Raw genomic sequence first — 19,051 nt, forward strand, 5'->3', positions numbered from 1 at the left:
ACAATAGAGGTGTTCACGTGGATTCAAGTCCGAAAGGAACGCAGGGCCGTCTCTATGACTGGTCTCCGCAGAGATGAAGAGGATTCGTCTCTACCTGGTGGCTTTGGCCATGGTTGCAAGTGGATGCAGGGGCGAAGCGACACGTCGTGCTGATGAGGCTGCGATCAATTCCTCTCTCGGCTCTGTGGCGAATATTAGAACCGGAATGAGCTCAGCCGATCTATCGGCACTTGGGCTGCCAATGCGCTTCCGCTCAGTTCTTATGGAGGGCGACTCTTACGCGGTTGTTGACGCAGTGATTGAATCTGGAGCGGTTGTTGAGTGCTTGATGGAGTCCGGAAAAGTCTACTCGCTCACAGTGACTTCGCCTTTGCCACGTGATGAAGAAGGGATGGGGGTTGGCTCAACGTTATCCGAATTGAGGGCGACCTATCCAGCGGGTCGGCTCTTGATAGGGGATGAAGACGGGTCGTTCGCGAATTTCGTCAACGGTACGAACGTTGTTTTTGGCTTGCGCCAGGACATGTTCGATCCAAAATGCTTCGATTCGATGGCTATGGAATGCGCGGAGCCAAAAGAGGTTGCGGTCGTGAAGGTTGTAGTTAACTCAGGGCCTGCAAATTGGATCAGATGAAGCGGCGTGGCGGCTTGAACTTCGTTTCTTGGTAGTGGTGCGTCGGCCAGGCGTTTCACGTTGACGGCGTTTTGAGCCTACTACTCGGCATGGGCTATTGGAATTTTCATGAGCAGCGATCCCACGGATGTTCCATTTCCTATGCAGAGGCATTCTGCCGCAGAGCTACGGAAGAATGTTGGCCACAGCCGCTTTCGCCCCCTCCCGTAAACAAAAAAAAGGCGGACCCCACAGGGCCCGCCTCTCATCACTGCAACGCCGCGTGACACCCGCCGGCTTACGACTCCGCAGCCACCAACCCCATCAGCCCATTGGCGTGATCACGCCACTGCGGCAGCTTGTTGAGCACGCCGGCGCGCTGCAGGTACTCCTCGTCGACCGGGTCGCCATTGATCAGCGCCAGCGCCACGTGCACCGCGCCGGTCACCCAGAAGCTGCGGGTGTTCGAGCGTTGCGGCTGCAGGTGGAAGGCGACGGCCTCGATGATCGGCATCGGCAGGCCCCACAGCCCCAGCAGATAGGCGCCCGCCTCGGCATGGCCCGGGCGATCGTCGGCCGTGGCGTCCGGCGTGCGCTCGTTGCGCACGCCCGGCAGCAGCAGGCCGATGTCGGCCAGCAGGGCGGCGGTGGCCCCGAGTTCCGCGCTGGAGTCGGGCAGCAGCTTGGCGGCCAGGCGCGAAGCCAGCAGCGCGCGCTGCTGCAGTGAGTTGCGCTCGGCCCCGGACAGCGGCTGGGCGGAAAACACTTCACTGGCCAGTACCAGGTCGCGCAGCGTCGACAGCCCCAGGCGGGTCACCGCCGTGCGCAGGTCGGAGATGATCCGGCCATTGTTGAAGAAGGCGGAGTTGGAGAGCTGCAGCACCTTGGCCGCGATGGCCGGGTCGGCCGCGACCAGCTTGGCCACGTCGGCGGTATTGGTGTCGTCGTCGTGTTCCAGCGCCTGGGTGAGGGTCAGGTACAGATGCGGCGGGGAGGGCAGCTTCTCGATCCGCCCGATGGCGCTGCGCAGGCGCGCGCTGTCGAGCAGCTCGCGCAGCTCCTCCAGGCTGGTCAGGGCCTCGAGCAGCACTTCCGGGGCCAGCGGCATCGGCAGGAAGCGATGGGCCACGCCGATCAGGCGGGCCGGCGGCGGGCGGTTGCCGTGCTCGGCATCCACCAGCGCGATGCGGATGGTCTCAGGACGCAGCGTGCGGATCTGGCCGAGCAGCGTGGTGGCGTTGAGATCGGGCAACTGCGGGCACACGATCACCGCATCCACCGGCGAACCGGCGACGATGCCCATGGCGCTCTGGCCATCGGTAGCGGTCAGCGGTTGCCACTCTTCCCCAAGATCGGCAATGAATTCCAACAGCTCAGCCGACAGGCTGGCTTCGTCCCCAACAAGCAGAATGCGCACGACACGGTCCCCTGGCTGACCACGGTGAAACGCACCGTGGACGGTGTGAAGAGACGCAATGTACCCAATCCGGCGCGAATAGTGATGTGCCGCATTGAAAAAACGTGATGCGCATCGCTCCGGCAGCGCTGTGCCGGAGCGATGGCGTCACTCTCAGGCGATGTTGCCGAGGTAGCGCTGGTGCGCTTCGACCAGGATCTTCTTGGCTTCGGCGGCGCCGCCCCAGCCGTCGAGCTTGACCCACTTGCCCTTTTCCAGGTCCTTGTAGTGCTCGAAGAAGTGGCCGATGCGCTCCAGCCAGTGGCTGGACACCTGCTCGATGTCCTCGACGTGGGCGTAGCCACTGAACACCTTGGAGATCGGCACGGCCAGGATCTTCTCGTCGCTGCCGGCTTCATCGCTCATCTTGAGCACGCCGACCGGACGGCAACGCACCACCGAGCCCGGGACCAGCGGCAGCGGCAGCACCACCAGCACGTCGGCCGGATCGCCGTCGCCACACAGGGTGCTCGGCACGTAGCCGTAGTTGCACGGGTAGCGCATCGGGGTGGACAGGATGCGGTCGACGAAGATCGCGCCGGTTTCCTTGTCCACTTCGTACTTCACCGGCTCGGAATCCTTCGGGATCTCGATGATGACGTTGATTTCTTCCGGCGGGTTCTTGCCCGGCGAAACGAGTTCCAGACCCATGGGTGTGCTCCAGCTGAGAGGGGGTAGGGCGCAAAGTCCGCCATTTTATGCCTTTGCCGGCCGCCGTGCAGCGGCCGGGGGCGCAAAGGGTGTTTGACCGACCCTGCCGCGGGCGGGAGAGCTGGCACCACTGCCGGAAATCCCCACGCAGCGGTGCGGTTGGCGCCGATGTCCCCGCCCGGCGCGGCCGCCGATCATGGCAGCCAACCCGTCTGGAGCCTGGTGATGATGCTGATGAACCCGCTGGCGACCGTGTCGCTGGCCCTGGGACTGCTGCTGGCAACCGGCGCCAGTGGCGCCCCCGCCCGGCAGGACGCCTATGTCGACCTGGTCGACTTCCCGCACCAGGAGGCCAATTGGGATCGCTTCTACGCCCTGGAAGACCACCTGATCCGCGCCTTCCACGAGATCTGTGGCGACACCTACTGCGAGGGCGCGTACAGCAACCACATCGCGCTCCAGTTCCGCTGCTCGGTGCACGCGGCCAGCGGCACGGTCCACGCCTGCAGCCTGGTGATCGGCGCCGGCAACCTCGAGGTGGACGGCGGCACCGGCCAGGTGGTCCCCGACAGCCGTACCTGGGCCTGCGCCACGCCATTGGGGGCCAATACGCCGGTGGAGGCGCTGCATGCGGTCCTGGCGCTGGGCGACCCGTTGCGCAGACCGCTGCCCGGGTCGGGCCGATCCATGCACGACGCCCTGATCGACTGCCTCAACTGACCGGTTGGGCGTCCCTCTCACTCCGTACAGGAAGACTGCCGATGAAGAACTTCATTCCGCGCGTGCTGCTGGTGCTTGCCTGCTGTACTGCTGTCGCCACCGGCCATGCTGCCGGGCCCTACGTCGATGCCCGGGTGTACCCCACCCAGTCCGAAGGCTGGGAACGCTTCCGTGCAGTGGAAGCGCGGCTGGTGCGCGGCTTCGATGCCATCTGTGGCGACACCTTCTGCGAAGGCGACTACCACAACCTGCAGGCGCTGCGTTTCCGCTGTTCGGTGGAGGCCGCCACGGGGCGGGTGGGGGAATGCCTGTGGACATTCACCGGCAGCACCGCGCGCGTGGACACCGTTACCGGCCGCATCGCGGTGGACGCACGGACCTGGGCCTGCCGGGCGCCGCTGCAGGACGACACGCTGCTTGCGGTGTTGCTGCAGACCCTGGAGGCAGGCGACGCACTGCATGTCGCGTTGCCGGGAACCTCGGACAGCATCTATGACGGGCTGACCGAGTGCCTGTAGTGCCACGCGCTCAAACGTGACTCATTCTCATTTGGGGAGTAACATGCCGCGCCTTACGGATGGCCGCCCTCCGGCGGTCCCGCTTCGTGCATCGGCCCCATGTCCTCCATCGCCTCCACCCTCACCGAGCTGTTGATCCGCGAGCGCCCGGCGCTGCTGCGTCTGGTCCAGCGCATCCTGGGCAGTGACGGCGGCGCAGAGGATGTGATCCAGTCGATCTGGTTCAAGGCCCGCAGCGTCGATAACGGCCAAGCGATCAGCAATCCCCGGGCCTACCTGTATCGGTTGGCGGCGAACCTGGCGACCGATCATGGCCGTGAACGCACCCGGCGCACGCGGCTGTTGGCCGACCACTATCTGTGGGGGCCGGATGAGGTGCTCTCGACCGAAGAGCAGGCGATGGCGCAGGACGAACTGCAGCGCGTGCTGGAGGCGGCCGGGCATCTTCCCGAGCCCACCCGTACCATCTTCCGTCTCAACCGGTTGCAGGGCATGACCCAGGTGGAGGTCGCCAGACGCCAGGGCGTGTCGGTGACAACCGTCGAAAACCACGTGCGCAGCGCGCTCCAGCGGCTGGCCTGGGCACGCAGCGGGCGCTGAGCGTCATGCACGCGGGCTTGGGGAAGCCCGTTTCCCATCCGTCTTGATCATAATGCCGTCCCTTCCGGCATCTTCCCTTGTCCGCGCGCGACCGCGCGACCCCGCCAGCCATGAGCCCGCACGAACCGCCTCCGATGCCCCGACCCTTGCCGCCGTCCGATCCTGCTGCCGTCCAGGCCCGTGCCTGGATTGCCTGGCTGGCCTCCGGAGCGGTCGAGCCGACCCAGATGCAGGCGTTCGAGCAGTGGCTGGCCGAGCCGGACAACCGCCGCACCTTCGAATACGAGCGTCAGCTGTGGCGCAGTCTCGGGCCGCGCCCGGCGTCGGCCCCGGCTGGGACACGGTCGCGGCGTCGCGCGCGCTGGCCCGTCGCCGCGGCGGCCACCGCGTCACTGCTCGCACTGACCTGGGTGGCACCGGAGGCGTGGCTGCGGCTGCAGGCGGATCACCGCAGCGGGACGGGCATCCAGTCCGTGGCGCTGCCCGATGGCAGCCGCGCCGTGCTCGATGCCGACAGCGCGATCGCGGTCCGCTACGACGGCCAGGTGCGCCGCATCGCGCTGCTGCGCGGGCAGGCCTGGTTCCAGGTGACGCCTGATCCGGCGCGCCCGTTCCAGGTGGATGCGCAGGGCGGCGTGATCGAAGACATCTCCACGGCGTTCGCGGTCGCGCGCGAAGACGATCACGTGGAGACGATCGTCGAGCAGGGACGGGTCCGCGTCGCGGCGGCCGATCGTACGGGCTGGACCTACCTGGATGCGGGCCAGCGCGCGCGTTTCGCAGCGGGCGAGCGGGTGACCCGGCAGGAGGACGTGGCGCTGGACCGGATCGCCGCCTGGCGTGAGGGTGAACTGCTGATCGAGGCGGCCGGTGTCGAGGATGCGGTCCGGCGCATCGCCCGCTATCGGCCCGGCGCTACGTTCGTGCGCGGGGATCTGTCGACCCTGCCGTCGGTCAATGCGGCCTTCCGCATCGACCGGCCAGAGCAGGCGCTGGATGCGCTGGCGGTGAGCGCTGGACTGACCGTCACCCGGCTGCCGATGGGCGTGGCGATCGTCGCACCAACCACGACCACGACGGAGTAAGACCGCACGCGATGCCGCCATGGCATCCGCGCGTCACGCACATCACGCACGCGCATTGGTCTTGGGGCTGCGCCCCGTTCGTTCGTCTTATCCGGCATAACGTACCCGCCGCCGCCACGTACGTCCGCTGCATCCGCACCTGCGTGCGGGTGACCCGCCTCTGCGGCACTGATCCTCTGACAGGTTTTTCCATGCGCATCTCCACCCGCGCGGGCCATCGTCCGCGCCCGTCACGTCTCTGCATCGCCCTGCTCACTGCCGGCCTGGCGGCCGCGCCCGCACTGTCGGCACTGGCCCAGTCCGGCCCGACGTCTGCTGCGGCAACCCTGCGTTTCAACATTCCCGCCCAGCCGCTGTCCGATGCGCTGCGCGCCTACATGCGCCAGTCCGGTGTGCAGGTCGCCTATCCGGCCGCGCTGGCCGAGGGGGTGATCTCCAGCCCGGTGACCGGGCAGATGGACGCGCCGGCGGCGTTGCTGCGCCTGCTGCAGGGCAGTGGGCTGAGCATGCGCCCGGTAGGCCCCGACGCGGTGACCCTGGAGCGCGCGGCGGTGGCGGCTGGTGACGATGGCCTGATCGTCACCGACGCGCTGAGCGTGGCCGGTGACCGCATCGACGGCGGCAGCGATGCCGAACGCGCGCTGGATGTGTACCGCACCGCCGGCTCCAGCGCCTACATCGCGCGCGCCACCCTCGAACGCTTCCGCGGTACCTCCACTGCGGACATCGTCAAGGGCGTGGCCGGCGTCACCGCAGGTGACCCGCGTACCGCCAACGCGCTGGACGTGAACATCCGCGGCATCCAGGGCCAGAGCCGCATTCCGGTGATCATCGATGGCGGGCAGTCGACCATGGACACCTACCGCGGTTACGCGGGGCAGTCGCAGCGCACGTATCTCGATCCGGACCTGATCTCCAACGTCACCATCACCAAGGGGCCGAGCCTGGGCGTCAACGCTTCCGGTGGCATCGGCGGCGTGGTCGAGATGGAAACGTTGAAGATCGAGGACGTGCTGCGCGACGGCCGCGATGCCGGGCTGCGCGTGCGCACCGGCATGGCCAATGCCAGCGCCAACAACGTGCCCGCCTACGACGCCGCACCGCGTACCGACCGCAGCGCGCTGGGCAGCCAGTTCTTCAACATCGCCACCGCCAGGCACTGGGATCGTTTCGACCTCGTGGCGGCCTATGCCTGGCGCGAGAACGGCAACTATTTCTCGGGCAAGCACGGCTACGATGATTTCCCGCAGACCCGCCGAACCCTGGCGCCGTTGAATCCGCCGGACACCGAGGTGTTCAATACCTCCTCCCGCTCGGAGTCGTTCCTGCTGAAGGGCACCTGGCGCATCGATGACAACCAGACGCTGGAAGCCGGCTATCGCCGTTATGAAGGCACCGCCGGCGAGATCATGGCCTCGCAGATCATCCGCGTGGACCGCGACCGCGTGCCGCAGTGGGATCCGGGCCATGTCGACATGGATGCCTACAACCTGCGCTACCGCTTCAACCCGGACAACGAGTTGATCGATCTGAAGGCCAACCTCTGGTACACCGACGCCGACAGCCTGATGTACAACGGCCTGACCGGGATCACGCCGTGGTACTTCGATCGCCGCACCGAGTGGTACGACGGCCCGTCGTTCAACACCGATCCGGGCTACAAGGACGCTTACCGCAACGAGCTGACCCAGACCCGGCTCGGCTTCGACGTGGGCAACACCACGCACCTGGCGTCCGGTGCCGGCCTGTTCACGCTGGACTACGGCCTGTCCTTCAGCGACGAGGACGTCGGCCCCGGCCCGCACTCGCCGGTCATGCACGACGACCTGGTCAACAACCGCTTCCTGCGCAACGCCGAGCGCAGGGAATACAGCGCGGTGGCCTCGGTCAAATGGCAACCGGACGAGCATTGGGAAGTGGTCCTCGGCGGGCGGTACAACCGCGTCAACGTGCATGACCGCAACCGCCTGGCCACGCCGGATAGCTACGGCGTGATCGGTCAGTACCGCTACACCCAGCTGCTGGAGGGCAACCCGAACCTGCCGGCATGGCGGGCCAAGCGCATCGCCATGCTGAACTGGTATCCGGATGCCAATGGCCAGTTCACCGAGGCCTCGCTGCTGGCCTCGCCGTACGAGAAGGGCACGGTCGGCGACATCACCGGCTGGAACTTCTACGATGCGGATGACGCCGAAGATCTGCGCGTGCCGGTCAGCTGGACCTGGTCACAGCCGATCCGTCGCCGCGACAGTGCCTTCATGCCCAGCGCCAGCGTTGCCTACCGCTTTGATGAAGACACGATGGTGTACGTGAAGTACGCCGAAGGCGTGAAGCTGCCCAGCCTGTTCGAGACCACGCTGGGCCTGTTCACCGCGGCCAAGCCGACCGGTGAGCTCAAGCCGGAGCGGGCCGGGAGCTGGGAAATCGGCGCGAGCACGGTGCGGCACGGCCTGTTCACCGAGGGCGACCAGGCCGGGTTCAAGCTGGCCTACTTCAATACGCGCATCGATGATCTGATCACCCGCGACTACCGCACCCTGTCGGCCGGCCTGATCCGCAACGTGGACCGCTTCAAGGTTTCCGGCGTGGAGTTGCAGTCCAGCTATGACAGGGGCACGGTGTTCGCCGATCTGTCCGCCCATTACTACTTCCAGGCCAAGACCTGTGCGCCGGACATCGCCGCCGAGCGCCGCGCCTACGGCATCCAGCGGAAGATCGAGGAGCTGAAGAACACGCCGGACTGCGTCGATGGTGGCTTCGAAGGGTCGTACAGCAACACCCAGAACCCGCCGCGCTACACCGTCAACCTGACCCTGGGTTCGCGGCTGTTCGACCAGCGTCTGAGCGTTGGCACCCGGGTGATCCACAACGCTGGCCCGATCAGCAGGCTGGACAAGGAATGGAACGTCGGTCTCTCGGCGATCCAGCAGCTGTACCGCCCGGCGACCATCGTCGACCTGTTCGCCAGCTGGCAGGCCAGCGAGCAGTTCGCGGTGGACCTCAACGTGGACAACCTGACCGATCGCTACTATCTCGATCCGCTGGCGCTGGGCGTGATGCCCGCACCGGGCCGGACCGTGCGGCTGGCGCTGACCTACCGCTACTGATGCCCGGACACGACAGGGGCCGGCATTGCCGGCCCCTGCGTGCATCCGGCCGGCACACACCGTGCCCGGCCGCTGTCAGGATCGCGCAACCGATCAGCCGGCGTTGGCCTGCTGGGTCGCATCGGCGTGCAGGGCTTCGCTGAGCTCATCGACCACGATCGCCCACTCCGCATCCGAGCGCAGCTGCTCGGTCAGGAACTGGCGCTGACCGTCGTTCCAGTACGGCGCTTCGATCAGGCGGATCTCGTTGGAGAGCTGGTGGTCGCGGATGAAGGCCGCGATCGCCGCCTCGCTGGCGTCCAGCCCGAGCTGCAGGAACAGGTTGGTCATGCGCGGTTCGGTCGTGATCATCGTGTCATTCCAGTGGCAGGGCGTGGTCCGTATTATCGGGGCAACGCCGTGACGGTGGCATGTGACGGACGCAACACGGGTCCACGCGACACGGGCTTGGGGTTGCACCCGTGCCAGACGTCTTCAACAGAGAACCGCGCCCACTTCCCCTGCAAGCACTGCCATGATCGTCATCGATACTCCCGAAGCCACCCGCAGCCAACGCCTCAAGGCCGCCACCCGCGACAGCCATGGCGCGCTGGACAAGCGCATCATGGCCGGCGACATCTTCGCCAGCCGCGAGCTGTTCGCAAAATTCCTGCGCGTGCAGTACCGCTTCCACCGCGATATTGATGCGCTCTACGGCAACCCCGCGCTGGACGCGCTCCTGCCCGATCTGGACGAGCGCCGCCGTCTGCCGCTGATCGCCCGCGATCTGGCCGACCTCGAACAGACCCAGCCGCTGCCGGCGTCGACCCGCCTGGATGGCGATCTGCCGCTGCCGGCCGCGCTGGGCTGGCTGTACGTCGCCGAAGGCTCCAACCTCGGTGGCACCGTGCTGTACAAGATGGCGGCCAGGCTCGGTCTGGACAGCGATTTTGGCGCGCGCCATCTGGCCGCGCATCCGGATGGCGCGGCCCGCCACTGGCGCGAGTTCACTGCCGCGCTGGATGGTGTGGTGCTGACCGCCGCGCAGGAGCAGCAGGTGATCGATGCGGCCGATGCGGCCTTCCGCAGCGTGCACGGCCATGTCGAGGAAGAATTCGCATGATCGCCGCCCGCGCCACGCCCGCGGTGCCGGACCCCCACGGCTGCCCGTGATGCGCTGGCTCTGGCTCGGCCTGGGCTGGATCCTGGTGGCGCTGGGCGTCATCGGCGCCCTGCTGCCGGTGATGCCGACCACGATCTTCCTGATCCTGGCCGTCGGCTGTTTCGCGCGCAGCTCGCCGAAGTTCGAACGCCGGCTGCTCGAGCACCCCCGTTACGGGCCCCCGCTGCGCCTGTGGCGCGAGCAGGGCGCGATCAGCCGCAAGGGCAAGGCCTTCGCCGGCGCCGGCATGGCGTTCGGCTTCGTCATGTTCTGCTGGGGCGCGCATCCGTCCTGGCCGCTGCTGCTTGGCGTCGGGGTGTTCTTCGCGGCCAGCGCGGTGTATGTGCTGTCGCGGCCCGCGCCACGGCCGCCCGGCGTGCCGGTTCCCCCGTCGGAGCGCTGAACGCAGTGCCTCGCCTGCGCGGATCCGCACCGCATCACCCCGATACTTCTCCGCCTCCCTCCTGCCTCCGGCGCCGCTCGCGCCGCGACGCCCCTGACAGACGACCCTGCTGATGACCCTCCCGATCAATGTTCCTGCCGCCGTGGCGGCATTGCCGCATGACCTGACCCCCTGGGGCATGTACCAGGCCGCCGACGGCGTGGTGCAGACCGTGATGATCGGGCTGGCACTCGCCTCGATCGCCACCTGGACGGTGCTGGTCGCCAAGACCTGGGAACTGGGCCGGCAGCGCACGCGGCTGCGCCAGGCCCGCGCGCTGCTGCTGCAGTCGGCGCACCTGCCGGCGGCACAGACGCATGCGCTGCTCGACGAGGGCGCGGCCCATGAACTGATCGACGCGGCCCGCACCGAGCTGCGCCTGTCGCAGGACGCGCACGATCCGGTCGGCATCAAGGAGCGCGTCGCCTCGCGCCTGGAGCGCATTGAACTGGCGCACGCGCGGCAGCTGCGCAGCGGGGTCGGCCTGCTCGCCAGCATCGGCGCGATCGCGCCGTTCGTCGGCCTGTTCGGCACGGTGTGGGGGATCATGAACAGTTTCATCGGCATCGCCCACGCCAACACCACCAACCTGGCCGTGGTCGCCCCGGGCATCGCCGAGGCGCTGCTCGCGACCGCGCTGGGCCTGGTCGCGGCGATTCCCGCCGTGGTGATCTACAACCACTTCACCCGCGTGCTGGCCGGCCTCCGCGGGCTGCTGGGCGATCTGTCCGCCGGGGTGCAGCAACTGGTCTCGCGCGATCTGGACCGGCGCGGCAACGCGTCTGCCGCGCGCGACGCGCGTTGAGGAGCGGCCATGGCCATCAAGACCGCCCGCCACGACGACGACGCGCTGGAAGAAAGCCACGAGATCAACGTCACCCCCTTCATCGATGTGATGCTGGTGCTGCTGATCATCTTCATGGTCGCCGCGCCGCTGGCCACGGTGGATACGCCGGTGGACCTGCCGGCCAGCACCGCACAGCCGCAGCCGCGCGATGGGGAACCGGTGTTCCTCTCGGTGCAGGCCGATCTGTCGCTGAGCATCAATGACGTGCCGGTCGGCACGGACAGGCTGAAAGAAATGCTGGAACGGCTGACCGCCGGTGATCACGCGCAGCGCATCTACCTGCGCGCCGACCAGGCCGTGCCCTATGGCGAGCTGATGCAGACCATGAACGCGCTGCGCGCCGCCGGGTATCGCCGGATCGCACTGGTTGGCGTGGAGCAGCGCAGCGAATGAGCCGCGACACTCCCGCATCGCTGCGTTGGGCGGGCAGCCTGGCGCTGGTGCTGGCCACGCATGCGCTGCTGATCGGCGGCGCGGTGTGGTGGCAGCAGCGTGCGCCGGTGCTGGTCAGGGATATGCCGGCGGAAGCGGTGATGGTGGAGCTGGCGCCGGTCCCGGAGGCGCCCACCGCGCCACCGAAGGAGATGCCGCCCGGGCCGTTGCAGCAGGAGCAGCATCGGCCCGAGCCCACGCCGGTGCCCAAGGTCGATCTCCCGCCGGACGACACGTCGGACGCGCAGGACGTCCTGCGCCGCGAGACACCCCGCGAAGAAGAACCGACCGACCAGCACAACGTGGCGCAGACGCTCGCACCGCCGGATGTGTCGGCGCGCCCGTCCGAGCGCTACGCCGCCACGCAGACCGTTGCCGGCCGCCAGGGCCCTGCGGCCGTCACCTGGCAGGGCCTGCTGCTGGGCCATCTGGAACAGTACCGCCGCTACCCGCGCCAGGCTGAGCGCCTGCGCCAGCAGGGCGTGGCCTATGTGCGCTTCTCGGTGGACCGGCAGGGCAACGCCTCCAACATCCGGCTGGGCCAGAGCAGCGGGCATGCGCTGCTGGATGAGGAGACCCTGGCCACGGTGCGGCGCGGCAGCCCGTTGCCACCGCCGCCCGCGGAGATCACCGGCGACCCGGTGGAGGTGATGGTGCCGGTGACGTTCTTCCTCCGGCGGCGTTGAGGCATGGCGACCCGCACGCGCTGCACGGACGCGCTGGCATGAGGCCAGCGCGTCCGTCATTCCTCAGAGCAGCGGCACCAGCAGCAGGGCCACGATGTTGATGATCTTGATCAGCGGATTGATCGCCGGGCCGGCGGTGTCCTTGTAAGGATCGCCGACGGTATCGCCGGTCACCGCGGCCTTGTGCGCCTCGCTGCCCTTGCCGCCGAAGTGGCCATCCTCGATGTACTTCTTGGCGTTGTCCCACGCGCCGCCGCCGGTGGTCATCGAGATCGCCACGAACAGGCCGGTGACGATGGTGCCGATCAGCAGGCCGCCGAGCGCACGCGGCCCGAGCAGCAGGCCGACCACCACCGGGACCGCGACCGGCAACAACGACGGGATGATCATTTCGCGGATCGCCGAGCGGGTCAGCAGGTCCACCGCACGGTCGTACTGCGGCTTGCCGGTGCCGTCCATGATCCCGGGAATTTCGCGGAACTGGCGGCGTACTTCCTCCACCACCGCCCCCGCCGCGCGACCCACCGCTTCCATCGCCATCGCGCCGAACAGATAGGGAATCAGGCCGCCGATCAGCAGGCCGATGATCACCTCATGGTTGGACAGGTCGAAGGCGAAGACCTCGCCGGGATTGGCGGCCTGCAGGTTGTGCGTGTAATCGGCGAACAGCACCAGCGCGGCCAGGGCGGCCGAGCCGATCGCATAGCCCTTGGTCACCGCCTTGGTGGTGTTGCCGACCGCATCCAGCGGATCGGTGATGTCGCGGATTTCCGGCGGCAGTTCGGCCATCTCGGCGATGCCGCCGGCGTTGTCGGTGATCGGGCCGTAGGCATCCAGCGCCACGATCATGCCGGCCATCGAGAGCATCGCGGTCGCGGCGATGGCGATGCCGTACAGGCCACCGAAGTAGTGCGCCAGCCAGATCGCCACGCACACCGCGATCACCGGCAGGGCAGTGGACTTCATCGAGACGCCGAGGCCGGCGATGATGTTGGTGCCGTGGCCGGTGGTGGAGGCCTGCGCCACGTGCTGCACCGGCTTGTACTGGGTGCCGGTGTAGTACTCGGTGATCCACACGATCAGCCCGGTCAGCACCAGCCCGATCAAGGCGCAGAAATACAGGTTCAGCGCACCGTGCGCGTTGTCCGGCATCAACTGCGTGGTGATCGGGTAGAACGTGATCGCCGCCAGCACACCGGACACGATCACGCCCTTGTACAGCGCGCCCATGATCGAGCCGCCGGGCTTCACCTTGACGAACAGCGCGCCGATGATCGAGGCGATGATCGACACTCCGCCCAGCACCAGCGGATACAGCACCGCGTTGGCACCGGCCTCGGCGATCATCAGGTTGCCGAGCAGCATCGTGGCGATCACCGTGACCGCATAGGTTTCGAACAGGTCGGCGGCCATGCCGGCGCAGTCGCCGACGTTGTCGCCGACGTTGTCTGCGATCACCGCCGGGTTGCGCGGATCATCCTCGGGAATGCCGGCCTCGACCTTGCCGACCAGGTCCGCGCCGACGTCGGCGCCCTTGGTGAAGATGCCGCCGCCCAGTCGCGCGAAGATGGAAATCAGCGATGAGCCGAACGCCAGCCCGACCAGCGCATGCAGCGTCTGCGCGACATCCAGGCCCAGCTTCAGCAGCAGCGCGTAATACCCGGCCACGCCCAGCAGGCCGAGGCCGACCACCAGCATGCCGGTGATCGCACCGCCGCGGAAGGCGACGTCCATGGCCGCGCTCAGGCCGTTGCGGGCGGCCTCGGCCGTGCGCACGTTGGCACGCACGGACACGTTCATGCCGATGTAGCCGGCCGCGCCGGAGAGCACGGCCCCGATCGCGAAGCCGATCGCGGTGTACCAGCTGAGGAAGAAACCGACCAGCACGAACAGCACGGCACCGGCGATGGCGATGGTCAGGTATTGACGGTTGAGATAGGCGCGCGCGCCTTCCTGGATGGCGGCGGCGATTTCCTGCATGCGGGCATTGCCGGCCGGTTGCCGGAGGATCCAGCGTGCCGACACGATGCCGTAGAGAATCGCGAGAATGGCGCAGAACAGCGCCAGAGAAAGCCCGTAACGTTCCAGCATGTCCCCTCCCGGGTGATGGAATGACATCCAGTGAACGGATGAACTTCTCCACGCGGGGGCACAACGGGCTGCAACCATGAACCAACCCGTTCAGACCGTGCCCGGTCTTCAAGCGTGTGGCGGTGTTCAGCAATCCCTGGTGACCCGAGTATGCGGGCAAATCCTCGATGCATGCCAGCAAGGATTACAAACCGCATGCGCGAGGCCGAACTGTCAGTGACATGGGTAGTGCCGGCCGCTGGCCGGCAACCACGCAGATCCGATCCGGACGAAGAGCCGCCTTTGCCACGCCGTTCAGCCACCCACTGGCAGCCTCGGCCCATCCCCAGCCGTTGGAGTCCTGCCATGTCCCCCCGTCATCTGTTGTGGCTGGCCCTGTTGCCCGCCGTGTCCTCCTTCGCCGCCGAGACCCCCGAACTGCAGCGCGCCGCGGGCACCCCGCAGGCGGTGGGCGCGGCCCACACCCTGCGCCAGATTCCCGAAGCCTGCGCGCGGCTGGAAGGCGTGTTCACCGGTGAAGCGGCCCAGCCGTACACATTCGCCCTGGTGCGCACCAGCGAGCAGTGCCAGCCGCGTGCCCGTTTCGTCGACTACGACAAGGCGCAGCCCAGCGCAGCCAAGGGCTGGAAACTCAATGACGTGATCCGCGTGCCGAATGCGTCGTGCCCGGCGCAGCAGGCCGTCGTCCGTGTGTGGCGCATGCCGGTCACCACCAAGCCCGAGCTGGATGGCCAGGGCCAGTCGCGCATCTACCTGGAAGATGCCAAGAAGCAGGCCGCGGCCGGCAAGATCGCCCAGGTGCCGATGTTCGCCGCGCAGATGAAGGTCGAAGGCAAGGCCTGCAACTGAATTGACCACACCCCGGTAGTGCCGGCCGCTGGCCGGCTCCACGCGGACCGTCAGATGCCCGGTGAGACCGGCCGCTGGCCGGCTCCCAGGCCTCTTCCGCACACCGCGATGCCGGCCAGCGGCCGACACTACCGGGGTCGTTCATGCCTCGAAAGCAGGCAGCTTCTTCTTGACTGCCACGTTCTTCAGCGTCACGTACTTCGGCAGTCCATCGGGCCCGTACGGTAACGGGGCTTCTCCCTTGATCAGCGGGGCCAGATAGGCGCGGGCCCTGTCGGTGATGCCGAAGCCGTCGCGCCGGATGAAGCCGGCCGGCATCTTCTTCTCGTGATTGGCCACCTTGTGCAGCGGCGCGGCCTCGATCTTCCAGCGATACGGTTTATCGCTGGTGCGCACGATCACCGGCATCACCGCGTTCTGGCCCTTCAGCGCGAACTGCACCGCGGTCTTGCCGACCGCCTGCGCCTGTTCCCAGTCGGTCTTCGAGGCGATGTGGCGCGCCGAACGCTGCAGGTAGTCGGGCAGGGTCCAATGCACCTTGTAGCCCAGCGCATCCTTGACCCGCGCCGCCAGCTGCGAAGCGACGCCGCCCAGCTGGGTATGCCCGAACGAATCGGTGCCGCCGCCCGCATCGGCGACGAAGCGTCCATCGGCGGTCTGGATGCCTTCGGAAGCCACCACCACGCAGTAGCCCACGCGCTCGACCACCTGTTTCACCTTGGCCAGGAACGCGGCCTCGTCATAGGCGCGCTCGGGCAGCAGGATGATGTGCGGGGCGTCGTCGGCGTCCTGGCCGGCCAGGCCCGCGGCGGCGGCGAGCCAGCCGGCGTGGCGGCCCATCGCCTCGTAGACGAACACCTTGGTCGAGGTCTCGGCCATCGCGGCCACGTCCAGCGCGGCTTCGCGCACGGAGACGGCGGTGTATTTGGCCGCCGAGCCGAAGCCGGGGCAGGTGTCGGTCACGGCCAGATCGTTGTCGATCGTCTTGGGCACGCCGATGCAGGTCAGGTCGTAGTCGAAGGCCTTGGCCAGCTGGGAGACCTTCCAGGCGGTATCGGCTGAATCGTTGCCGCCGTTGTAGAGGAACCAGCGCACGTCATGGGCGCGCAGAACCTCGAGCAGGCGCTCGTACTTGCCGCGGTCGGCCTCCAGCGATTTGAGCTTGTAGCGGCATGAGCCGAACGCACCGCCCGGGGTGTGGGCGAGCGCGGCGATGGCGGCGGCGGTCTCCCGGGAGGTGTCGATCAGGTCTTCGCGGAGCGCACCGAGGATGCCGTTGCGCGCGGCCAAGACCTTGATTCCTTTGGCCCTGGCCGTGCTGATGACCGCCGAGGCGGTGGCATTGATGACGGCGGTGACGCCGCCTGACTGGGCGTAGAGCAGGGTACCGTTGGGCATGGTGCGACCTTGGTCTGGGGGAAGGACATTGCAGAGACATTACCGGTATGGGGTAAAGTGCGCGTATTGCGGTGCAGCGTGATTGTGGACAATCCCGGGGCGCGCGCCCTTCCATTTTCTTACCAAGTTGGAGTCAGGTTGATGCGATTGGTTCTGTTGGGACCGCCCGGTTCGGGCAAGGGGACACAGGCGACGCGCCTGAAGGAACACCTGTCGATTGCGCACATTTCCACCGGCGACCTGCTGCGTGCCGAAGTGGCCGCCGGCACCGAGCTGGGCAAGCAGGCCAAGGCCGTGATGGATGCCGGCAACCTGGTGTCCGATGACATCCTGCTGGGCATGCTCGAGTCGCGCCTGGGCCAGGACGACGTGGCCAAGGGCTTCATCCTCGACGGTTACCCGCGCAACGTGGCCCAGGCCAACGCGCTCGACGCCCTGCTGGCCAAGATCGGCCAGCCGCTGGATGCCGTCGTGCAGCTGGACGTGCCGACCGAACTGCTGGTCGAGCGCATCGCCGGCCGCGCCGCCGAACAGGGCCGCGCCGATGACAACCCCGAATCCGTGCGCCAGCGCCTGCAGGTCTACAACGACCAGACCGCGCCGGTGGTGGATTTCTATGCCGGCCGCGGCACGCTCGCACGCGTGGATGGCGTGGGCGAACTGAACGATGTGGAAGCGCGCATCCGCGCCGCGATCCAGGCCTGAGCCGGTCGGTGCCGCTGCGGCGGCACCGCACCCGCGCCGCGTGTGCAGGATCGATAAAACCCACGCGCCCGGCCCCCGAAGGGACCAGGCGCGTGGGTTTGAAGGTGCCAGCGAGCGGGCTTGCTCAGAGCCCCGCAGCATGAGCCCCCCTGGGGATGGCCTCTTGGGGAGTAGGACCAATGGGGTACTACGGCTGGCCACGCAAATTGTGTCCGTCTTCACAGTACGGCGCTATCGGGAATTCCCCGACACCCTGCTGAACTTTTCTGATAGTCGACTAGGAGTTGTCTGACGGCGATCTCCATCGACGCTGGTGATCGGCGACAATCGTACGCATGAGCACGATTCATATTCTTGGCATTGCAGGCACTTTCATGGGCGGCGTCGCCGCCCTGGCACGCGAGAAGGGCCATACGGTCCGCGGCAGCGACCAGGCGATCTATCCGCCGATGTCCACCCAGCTCGAACGCCTGGGCATCGCGCTGGATCCCGGCTACCGCGCCGACAGCGTGGCGCCCGACTGCGACGAGGTGGTGATCGGCAATGCCCTGTCGCGTGGCAATCCCGCCGTGGAAGCGGTGCTGGACGCCGGGCAGCGCTACATCTCGGGCGCCCAGTGGCTGTCCGAGCAGGTGCTGCCGGGCCGCGACACGCTGGCCGTGGCCGGCACCCACGGCAAGACCACCACCACCACCATCCTGACCTGGCTGCTGCACAGCGCCGGGCGTGAACCGGGCTTTCTGATCGGCGGCGTGGCCGAGGATTTCGGCGTGTCCGCGCGCGTGGGCAGCGGCCGCGAGTTCGTGGTCGAGGCCGACGAGTACGACACCGCGTTCTTCGACAAGCGCAGCAAGTTCGTGCACTACCGGCCGCTGGTGGCGATCCTCAACAATCTCGAATACGACCACGCCGACATCTTCCCGGACGTGGCCGCGATCCAGCGCCAGTTCCACCACCTGATCCGTACCGTGCCCGCGCGCGGGCGCCTGATCGTCAATGGCGAAGATGCCTATCTCGCCGAGGTGCTGGCGATGGGCTGCTGGACCCCGGTGGAGCGCTTCGGCTTCGATCCGTCGCTGGAATGGCACGCCGAACTGGTCGAAGCCGATGGCAGCGCGTTCGTCGTGCACCATCGCGGCGCACGGGTCGGTGAAGTGCGCTGGTCGCTGCTCGGCCGCCACAATGTCCTCAACGGCCTGGCCGCGCTGGCTGCCGCGCATGCAGTGGGCGTCGAGCTGGCCACGGTGATCCCGGCGCTGGCCGCGTTCCGCAGCGTCAAGCGCCGGCTGGAAGTGATCGGCCAGGCGCGCGACATCACCGTCTACGACGATTTCGCGCACCACCCGACCGCGATCAGCACCACGCTGGACGGCCTGCGGGCCAAGGTCGGTGATGCCCGCATCGTGGTGGCGATGGAGCCGCGCAGCAATTCGATGCGGCTGGGCGCACACGCGCAGGCCCTGGCGCCGTCGCTGGACGGTGCCGACGCGGTGGTGTTCCTGCATCGCCCCGAGCTGGCCTGGGATGCCGCCGCCGTGATCGCCGCCGTGCGGGGTGAGGCACATGCGGTAGCCGACACCGATGCGCTGCTGGCCCAGCTGGGCGCGATCGCCGCGCCGGGCGACCATGTGGTGTTCATGTCCAACGGCGGGTTCGACGGCGCCCCGCGTCGTTTCCTGGCGCAGCTTCAGCAGCCCTGAGTGCCGCTGG

General features: G+C 67.6%; 19 protein-coding genes. 14 read left to right on the top strand and 5 right to left on the bottom strand.

Annotated elements, in window-relative coordinates; all coding sequences use genetic code 11:
• Nucleotides 1-73 precede the first annotated feature (73 nt).
• The gene (locus HDC96_RS11780) at nt 74-634 is read left to right on the top strand and encodes a hypothetical protein (protein WP_179460138.1); all 561 of its coding nucleotides are present in this window, start codon (nt 74-76) and stop codon (nt 632-634) included.
• 277 nt (nt 635-911) lie between these two features.
• Here HDC96_RS11780 and HDC96_RS11785 read toward each other — a convergent pair whose 3' ends face one another.
• Both HDC96_RS11785 and ppa read right to left on the bottom strand, forming a co-directional pair.
• The gene (locus HDC96_RS11785; protein ID WP_179460139.1) at nt 912-2,030 is read right to left on the bottom strand and encodes an HDOD domain-containing protein; all 1,119 of its coding nucleotides are present in this window, start codon (nt 2,028-2,030) and stop codon (nt 912-914) included.
• Between the two features lie 153 nt (nt 2,031-2,183).
• Nucleotides 2,184-2,720, bottom strand: coding sequence for an inorganic diphosphatase (gene ppa, locus HDC96_RS11790; RefSeq protein WP_019183821.1), 537 nt, complete (start codon nt 2,718-2,720; stop codon nt 2,184-2,186).
• Between the two features lie 168 nt (nt 2,721-2,888).
• On the opposite strand from ppa, the gene HDC96_RS11795 reads away from it, so the two are divergent.
• The 5 genes from HDC96_RS11795 to HDC96_RS11815 all read left to right on the top strand — a co-directional run bounded on the left by HDC96_RS11795 (nt 2,889) and on the right by HDC96_RS11815 (nt 8,750).
• On the top strand, nt 2,889-3,440 hold the full coding sequence (locus tag HDC96_RS11795) for a hypothetical protein (protein WP_257018700.1): 552 nt from the start codon (nt 2,889-2,891) through the stop codon (nt 3,438-3,440).
• A 41-nt stretch (nt 3,441-3,481) separates the two neighbouring features.
• Complete coding sequence (locus HDC96_RS11800; protein ID WP_179460140.1) at nt 3,482-3,958, top strand: hypothetical protein; 477 nt, start codon at nt 3,482-3,484, stop codon at nt 3,956-3,958.
• A 99-nt stretch (nt 3,959-4,057) separates the two neighbouring features.
• On the top strand, nt 4,058-4,558 hold the full coding sequence (locus HDC96_RS11805) for an RNA polymerase sigma factor (RefSeq protein WP_179460141.1): 501 nt from the start codon (nt 4,058-4,060) through the stop codon (nt 4,556-4,558).
• Nucleotides 4,559-4,692: 134 nt separating this feature from the next.
• Complete coding sequence (locus HDC96_RS11810) at nt 4,693-5,643, top strand: FecR domain-containing protein (protein WP_257018701.1); 951 nt, start codon at nt 4,693-4,695, stop codon at nt 5,641-5,643.
• A 191-nt stretch (nt 5,644-5,834) separates the two neighbouring features.
• Entirely contained in the window at nt 5,835-8,750 is a 2,916-nt protein-coding gene (locus HDC96_RS11815; protein WP_179460143.1) for a TonB-dependent receptor, read from the top strand.
• Nucleotides 8,751-8,843: 93 nt separating this feature from the next.
• Here the strand turns inward: HDC96_RS11815 and HDC96_RS11820 are convergent, their stop codons facing one another.
• Nucleotides 8,844-9,101: a DUF2789 domain-containing protein gene (locus HDC96_RS11820; protein WP_179460144.1), complete on the bottom strand. Its 258-nt coding sequence runs from the start codon at nt 9,099-9,101 to the stop codon at nt 8,844-8,846.
• A 163-nt stretch (nt 9,102-9,264) separates the two neighbouring features.
• Between HDC96_RS11820 and HDC96_RS11825 the strand changes: the two genes are divergently transcribed.
• The 5 genes from HDC96_RS11825 (at nt 9,265) to HDC96_RS11845 (ending at nt 12,298) form a co-directional block, all read left to right on the top strand.
• A complete protein-coding gene (locus HDC96_RS11825) occupies nt 9,265-9,852 on the top strand; it encodes a biliverdin-producing heme oxygenase (RefSeq protein ID WP_179460145.1) in 588 nt (195 codons plus the stop codon).
• A gap of 49 nt (nt 9,853-9,901) precedes the next feature.
• Nucleotides 9,902-10,294: a YbaN family protein gene (locus tag HDC96_RS11830; RefSeq protein ID WP_179460146.1), complete on the top strand. Its 393-nt coding sequence runs from the start codon at nt 9,902-9,904 to the stop codon at nt 10,292-10,294.
• Nucleotides 10,295-10,406: 112 nt separating this feature from the next.
• On the top strand, nt 10,407-11,138 hold the full coding sequence (exbB, locus tag HDC96_RS11835) for a tonB-system energizer ExbB (protein WP_179460147.1): 732 nt from the start codon (nt 10,407-10,409) through the stop codon (nt 11,136-11,138).
• Between the two features lie 9 nt (nt 11,139-11,147).
• Nucleotides 11,148-11,573 (top strand): TonB system transport protein ExbD, encoded by a 426-nt coding sequence (gene exbD, locus HDC96_RS11840; RefSeq protein ID WP_179460148.1) that lies wholly within the window; start codon nt 11,148-11,150, stop codon nt 11,571-11,573.
• Entirely contained in the window at nt 11,570-12,298 is a 729-nt protein-coding gene (locus HDC96_RS11845) for an energy transducer TonB (RefSeq protein ID WP_179460149.1), read from the top strand. Before exbD ends, HDC96_RS11845 begins: the two co-directional genes overlap by 4 nt.
• Before the next feature lie 63 nt (nt 12,299-12,361).
• Here HDC96_RS11845 and HDC96_RS11850 read toward each other — a convergent pair whose 3' ends face one another.
• Nucleotides 12,362-14,389, bottom strand: a complete 2,028-nt coding sequence (locus HDC96_RS11850) for a sodium-translocating pyrophosphatase (protein WP_179460150.1) — start codon at nt 14,387-14,389, stop codon at nt 12,362-12,364.
• Nucleotides 14,390-14,734: 345 nt separating this feature from the next.
• Here HDC96_RS11850 and HDC96_RS11855 point away from each other — a divergent pair, with 345 nt between their 5' ends.
• On the top strand, nt 14,735-15,238 hold the full coding sequence (locus HDC96_RS11855) for a hypothetical protein (RefSeq protein WP_179460151.1): 504 nt from the start codon (nt 14,735-14,737) through the stop codon (nt 15,236-15,238).
• A 141-nt stretch (nt 15,239-15,379) separates the two neighbouring features.
• Here HDC96_RS11855 and HDC96_RS11860 read toward each other — a convergent pair whose 3' ends face one another.
• Nucleotides 15,380-16,636, bottom strand: coding sequence for a 6-phosphofructokinase (locus tag HDC96_RS11860; protein WP_179460152.1), 1,257 nt, complete (start codon nt 16,634-16,636; stop codon nt 15,380-15,382).
• A 141-nt stretch (nt 16,637-16,777) separates the two neighbouring features.
• Between HDC96_RS11860 and HDC96_RS11865 the strand changes: the two genes are divergently transcribed.
• Together HDC96_RS11865 and mpl are read left to right on the top strand one after the other, a co-directional pair.
• Nucleotides 16,778-17,341, top strand: a complete 564-nt coding sequence (locus HDC96_RS11865) for an adenylate kinase (RefSeq protein WP_176988293.1) — start codon at nt 16,778-16,780, stop codon at nt 17,339-17,341.
• Between the two features lie 335 nt (nt 17,342-17,676).
• Nucleotides 17,677-19,041, top strand: coding sequence for a UDP-N-acetylmuramate:L-alanyl-gamma-D-glutamyl-meso-diaminopimelate ligase (mpl, locus tag HDC96_RS11870; RefSeq protein ID WP_179460153.1), 1,365 nt, complete (start codon nt 17,677-17,679; stop codon nt 19,039-19,041).
• The last annotated feature ends 10 nt before the right edge of the window (nt 19,042-19,051 follow it).

Origin of the sequence: Stenotrophomonas sp. JAI102, assembly GCF_013409105.1 — a bacterium.
Classification (GTDB): domain Bacteria; phylum Pseudomonadota; class Gammaproteobacteria; order Xanthomonadales; family Xanthomonadaceae; genus Stenotrophomonas; species Stenotrophomonas maltophilia_AA.

What these genes read in the sequence shown, in the direction of transcription:
- HDC96_RS11780 (WP_179460138.1), top strand. Translation starts at nt 74, where the DNA reads ATGAAGAGGATTCGTCTCTACCTGGTGGCTTTGGCCATGGTTGCAAGT.
- ppa (WP_019183821.1), bottom strand. Translation starts at nt 2,720, where the DNA reads ATGGGTCTGGAACTCGTTTCGCCGGGCAAGAACCCGCCGGAAGAAATC.
- HDC96_RS11795 (WP_257018700.1), top strand. Translation starts at nt 2,889, where the DNA reads ATGTCCCCGCCCGGCGCGGCCGCCGATCATGGCAGCCAACCCGTCTGG.
- HDC96_RS11800 (WP_179460140.1), top strand. Translation starts at nt 3,482, where the DNA reads ATGAAGAACTTCATTCCGCGCGTGCTGCTGGTGCTTGCCTGCTGTACT.
- HDC96_RS11805 (WP_179460141.1), top strand. Translation starts at nt 4,058, where the DNA reads ATGTCCTCCATCGCCTCCACCCTCACCGAGCTGTTGATCCGCGAGCGC.
- HDC96_RS11810 (WP_257018701.1), top strand. Translation starts at nt 4,693, where the DNA reads ATGCCCCGACCCTTGCCGCCGTCCGATCCTGCTGCCGTCCAGGCCCGT.
- HDC96_RS11815 (WP_179460143.1), top strand. Translation starts at nt 5,835, where the DNA reads ATGCGCATCTCCACCCGCGCGGGCCATCGTCCGCGCCCGTCACGTCTC.
- HDC96_RS11820 (WP_179460144.1), bottom strand. Translation starts at nt 9,101, where the DNA reads ATGATCACGACCGAACCGCGCATGACCAACCTGTTCCTGCAGCTCGGG.
- HDC96_RS11825 (WP_179460145.1), top strand. Translation starts at nt 9,265, where the DNA reads ATGATCGTCATCGATACTCCCGAAGCCACCCGCAGCCAACGCCTCAAG.
- HDC96_RS11830 (WP_179460146.1), top strand. Translation starts at nt 9,902, where the DNA reads ATGCGCTGGCTCTGGCTCGGCCTGGGCTGGATCCTGGTGGCGCTGGGC.
- exbB (WP_179460147.1), top strand. Translation starts at nt 10,407, where the DNA reads ATGACCCTCCCGATCAATGTTCCTGCCGCCGTGGCGGCATTGCCGCAT.
- exbD (WP_179460148.1), top strand. Translation starts at nt 11,148, where the DNA reads ATGGCCATCAAGACCGCCCGCCACGACGACGACGCGCTGGAAGAAAGC.
- HDC96_RS11845 (WP_179460149.1), top strand. Translation starts at nt 11,570, where the DNA reads ATGAGCCGCGACACTCCCGCATCGCTGCGTTGGGCGGGCAGCCTGGCG.
- HDC96_RS11850 (WP_179460150.1), bottom strand. Translation starts at nt 14,389, where the DNA reads ATGCTGGAACGTTACGGGCTTTCTCTGGCGCTGTTCTGCGCCATTCTC.
- HDC96_RS11855 (WP_179460151.1), top strand. Translation starts at nt 14,735, where the DNA reads ATGTCCCCCCGTCATCTGTTGTGGCTGGCCCTGTTGCCCGCCGTGTCC.
- HDC96_RS11860 (WP_179460152.1), bottom strand. Translation starts at nt 16,636, where the DNA reads ATGCCCAACGGTACCCTGCTCTACGCCCAGTCAGGCGGCGTCACCGCC.
- HDC96_RS11865 (WP_176988293.1), top strand. Translation starts at nt 16,778, where the DNA reads ATGCGATTGGTTCTGTTGGGACCGCCCGGTTCGGGCAAGGGGACACAG.
- mpl (WP_179460153.1), top strand. Translation starts at nt 17,677, where the DNA reads ATGAGCACGATTCATATTCTTGGCATTGCAGGCACTTTCATGGGCGGC.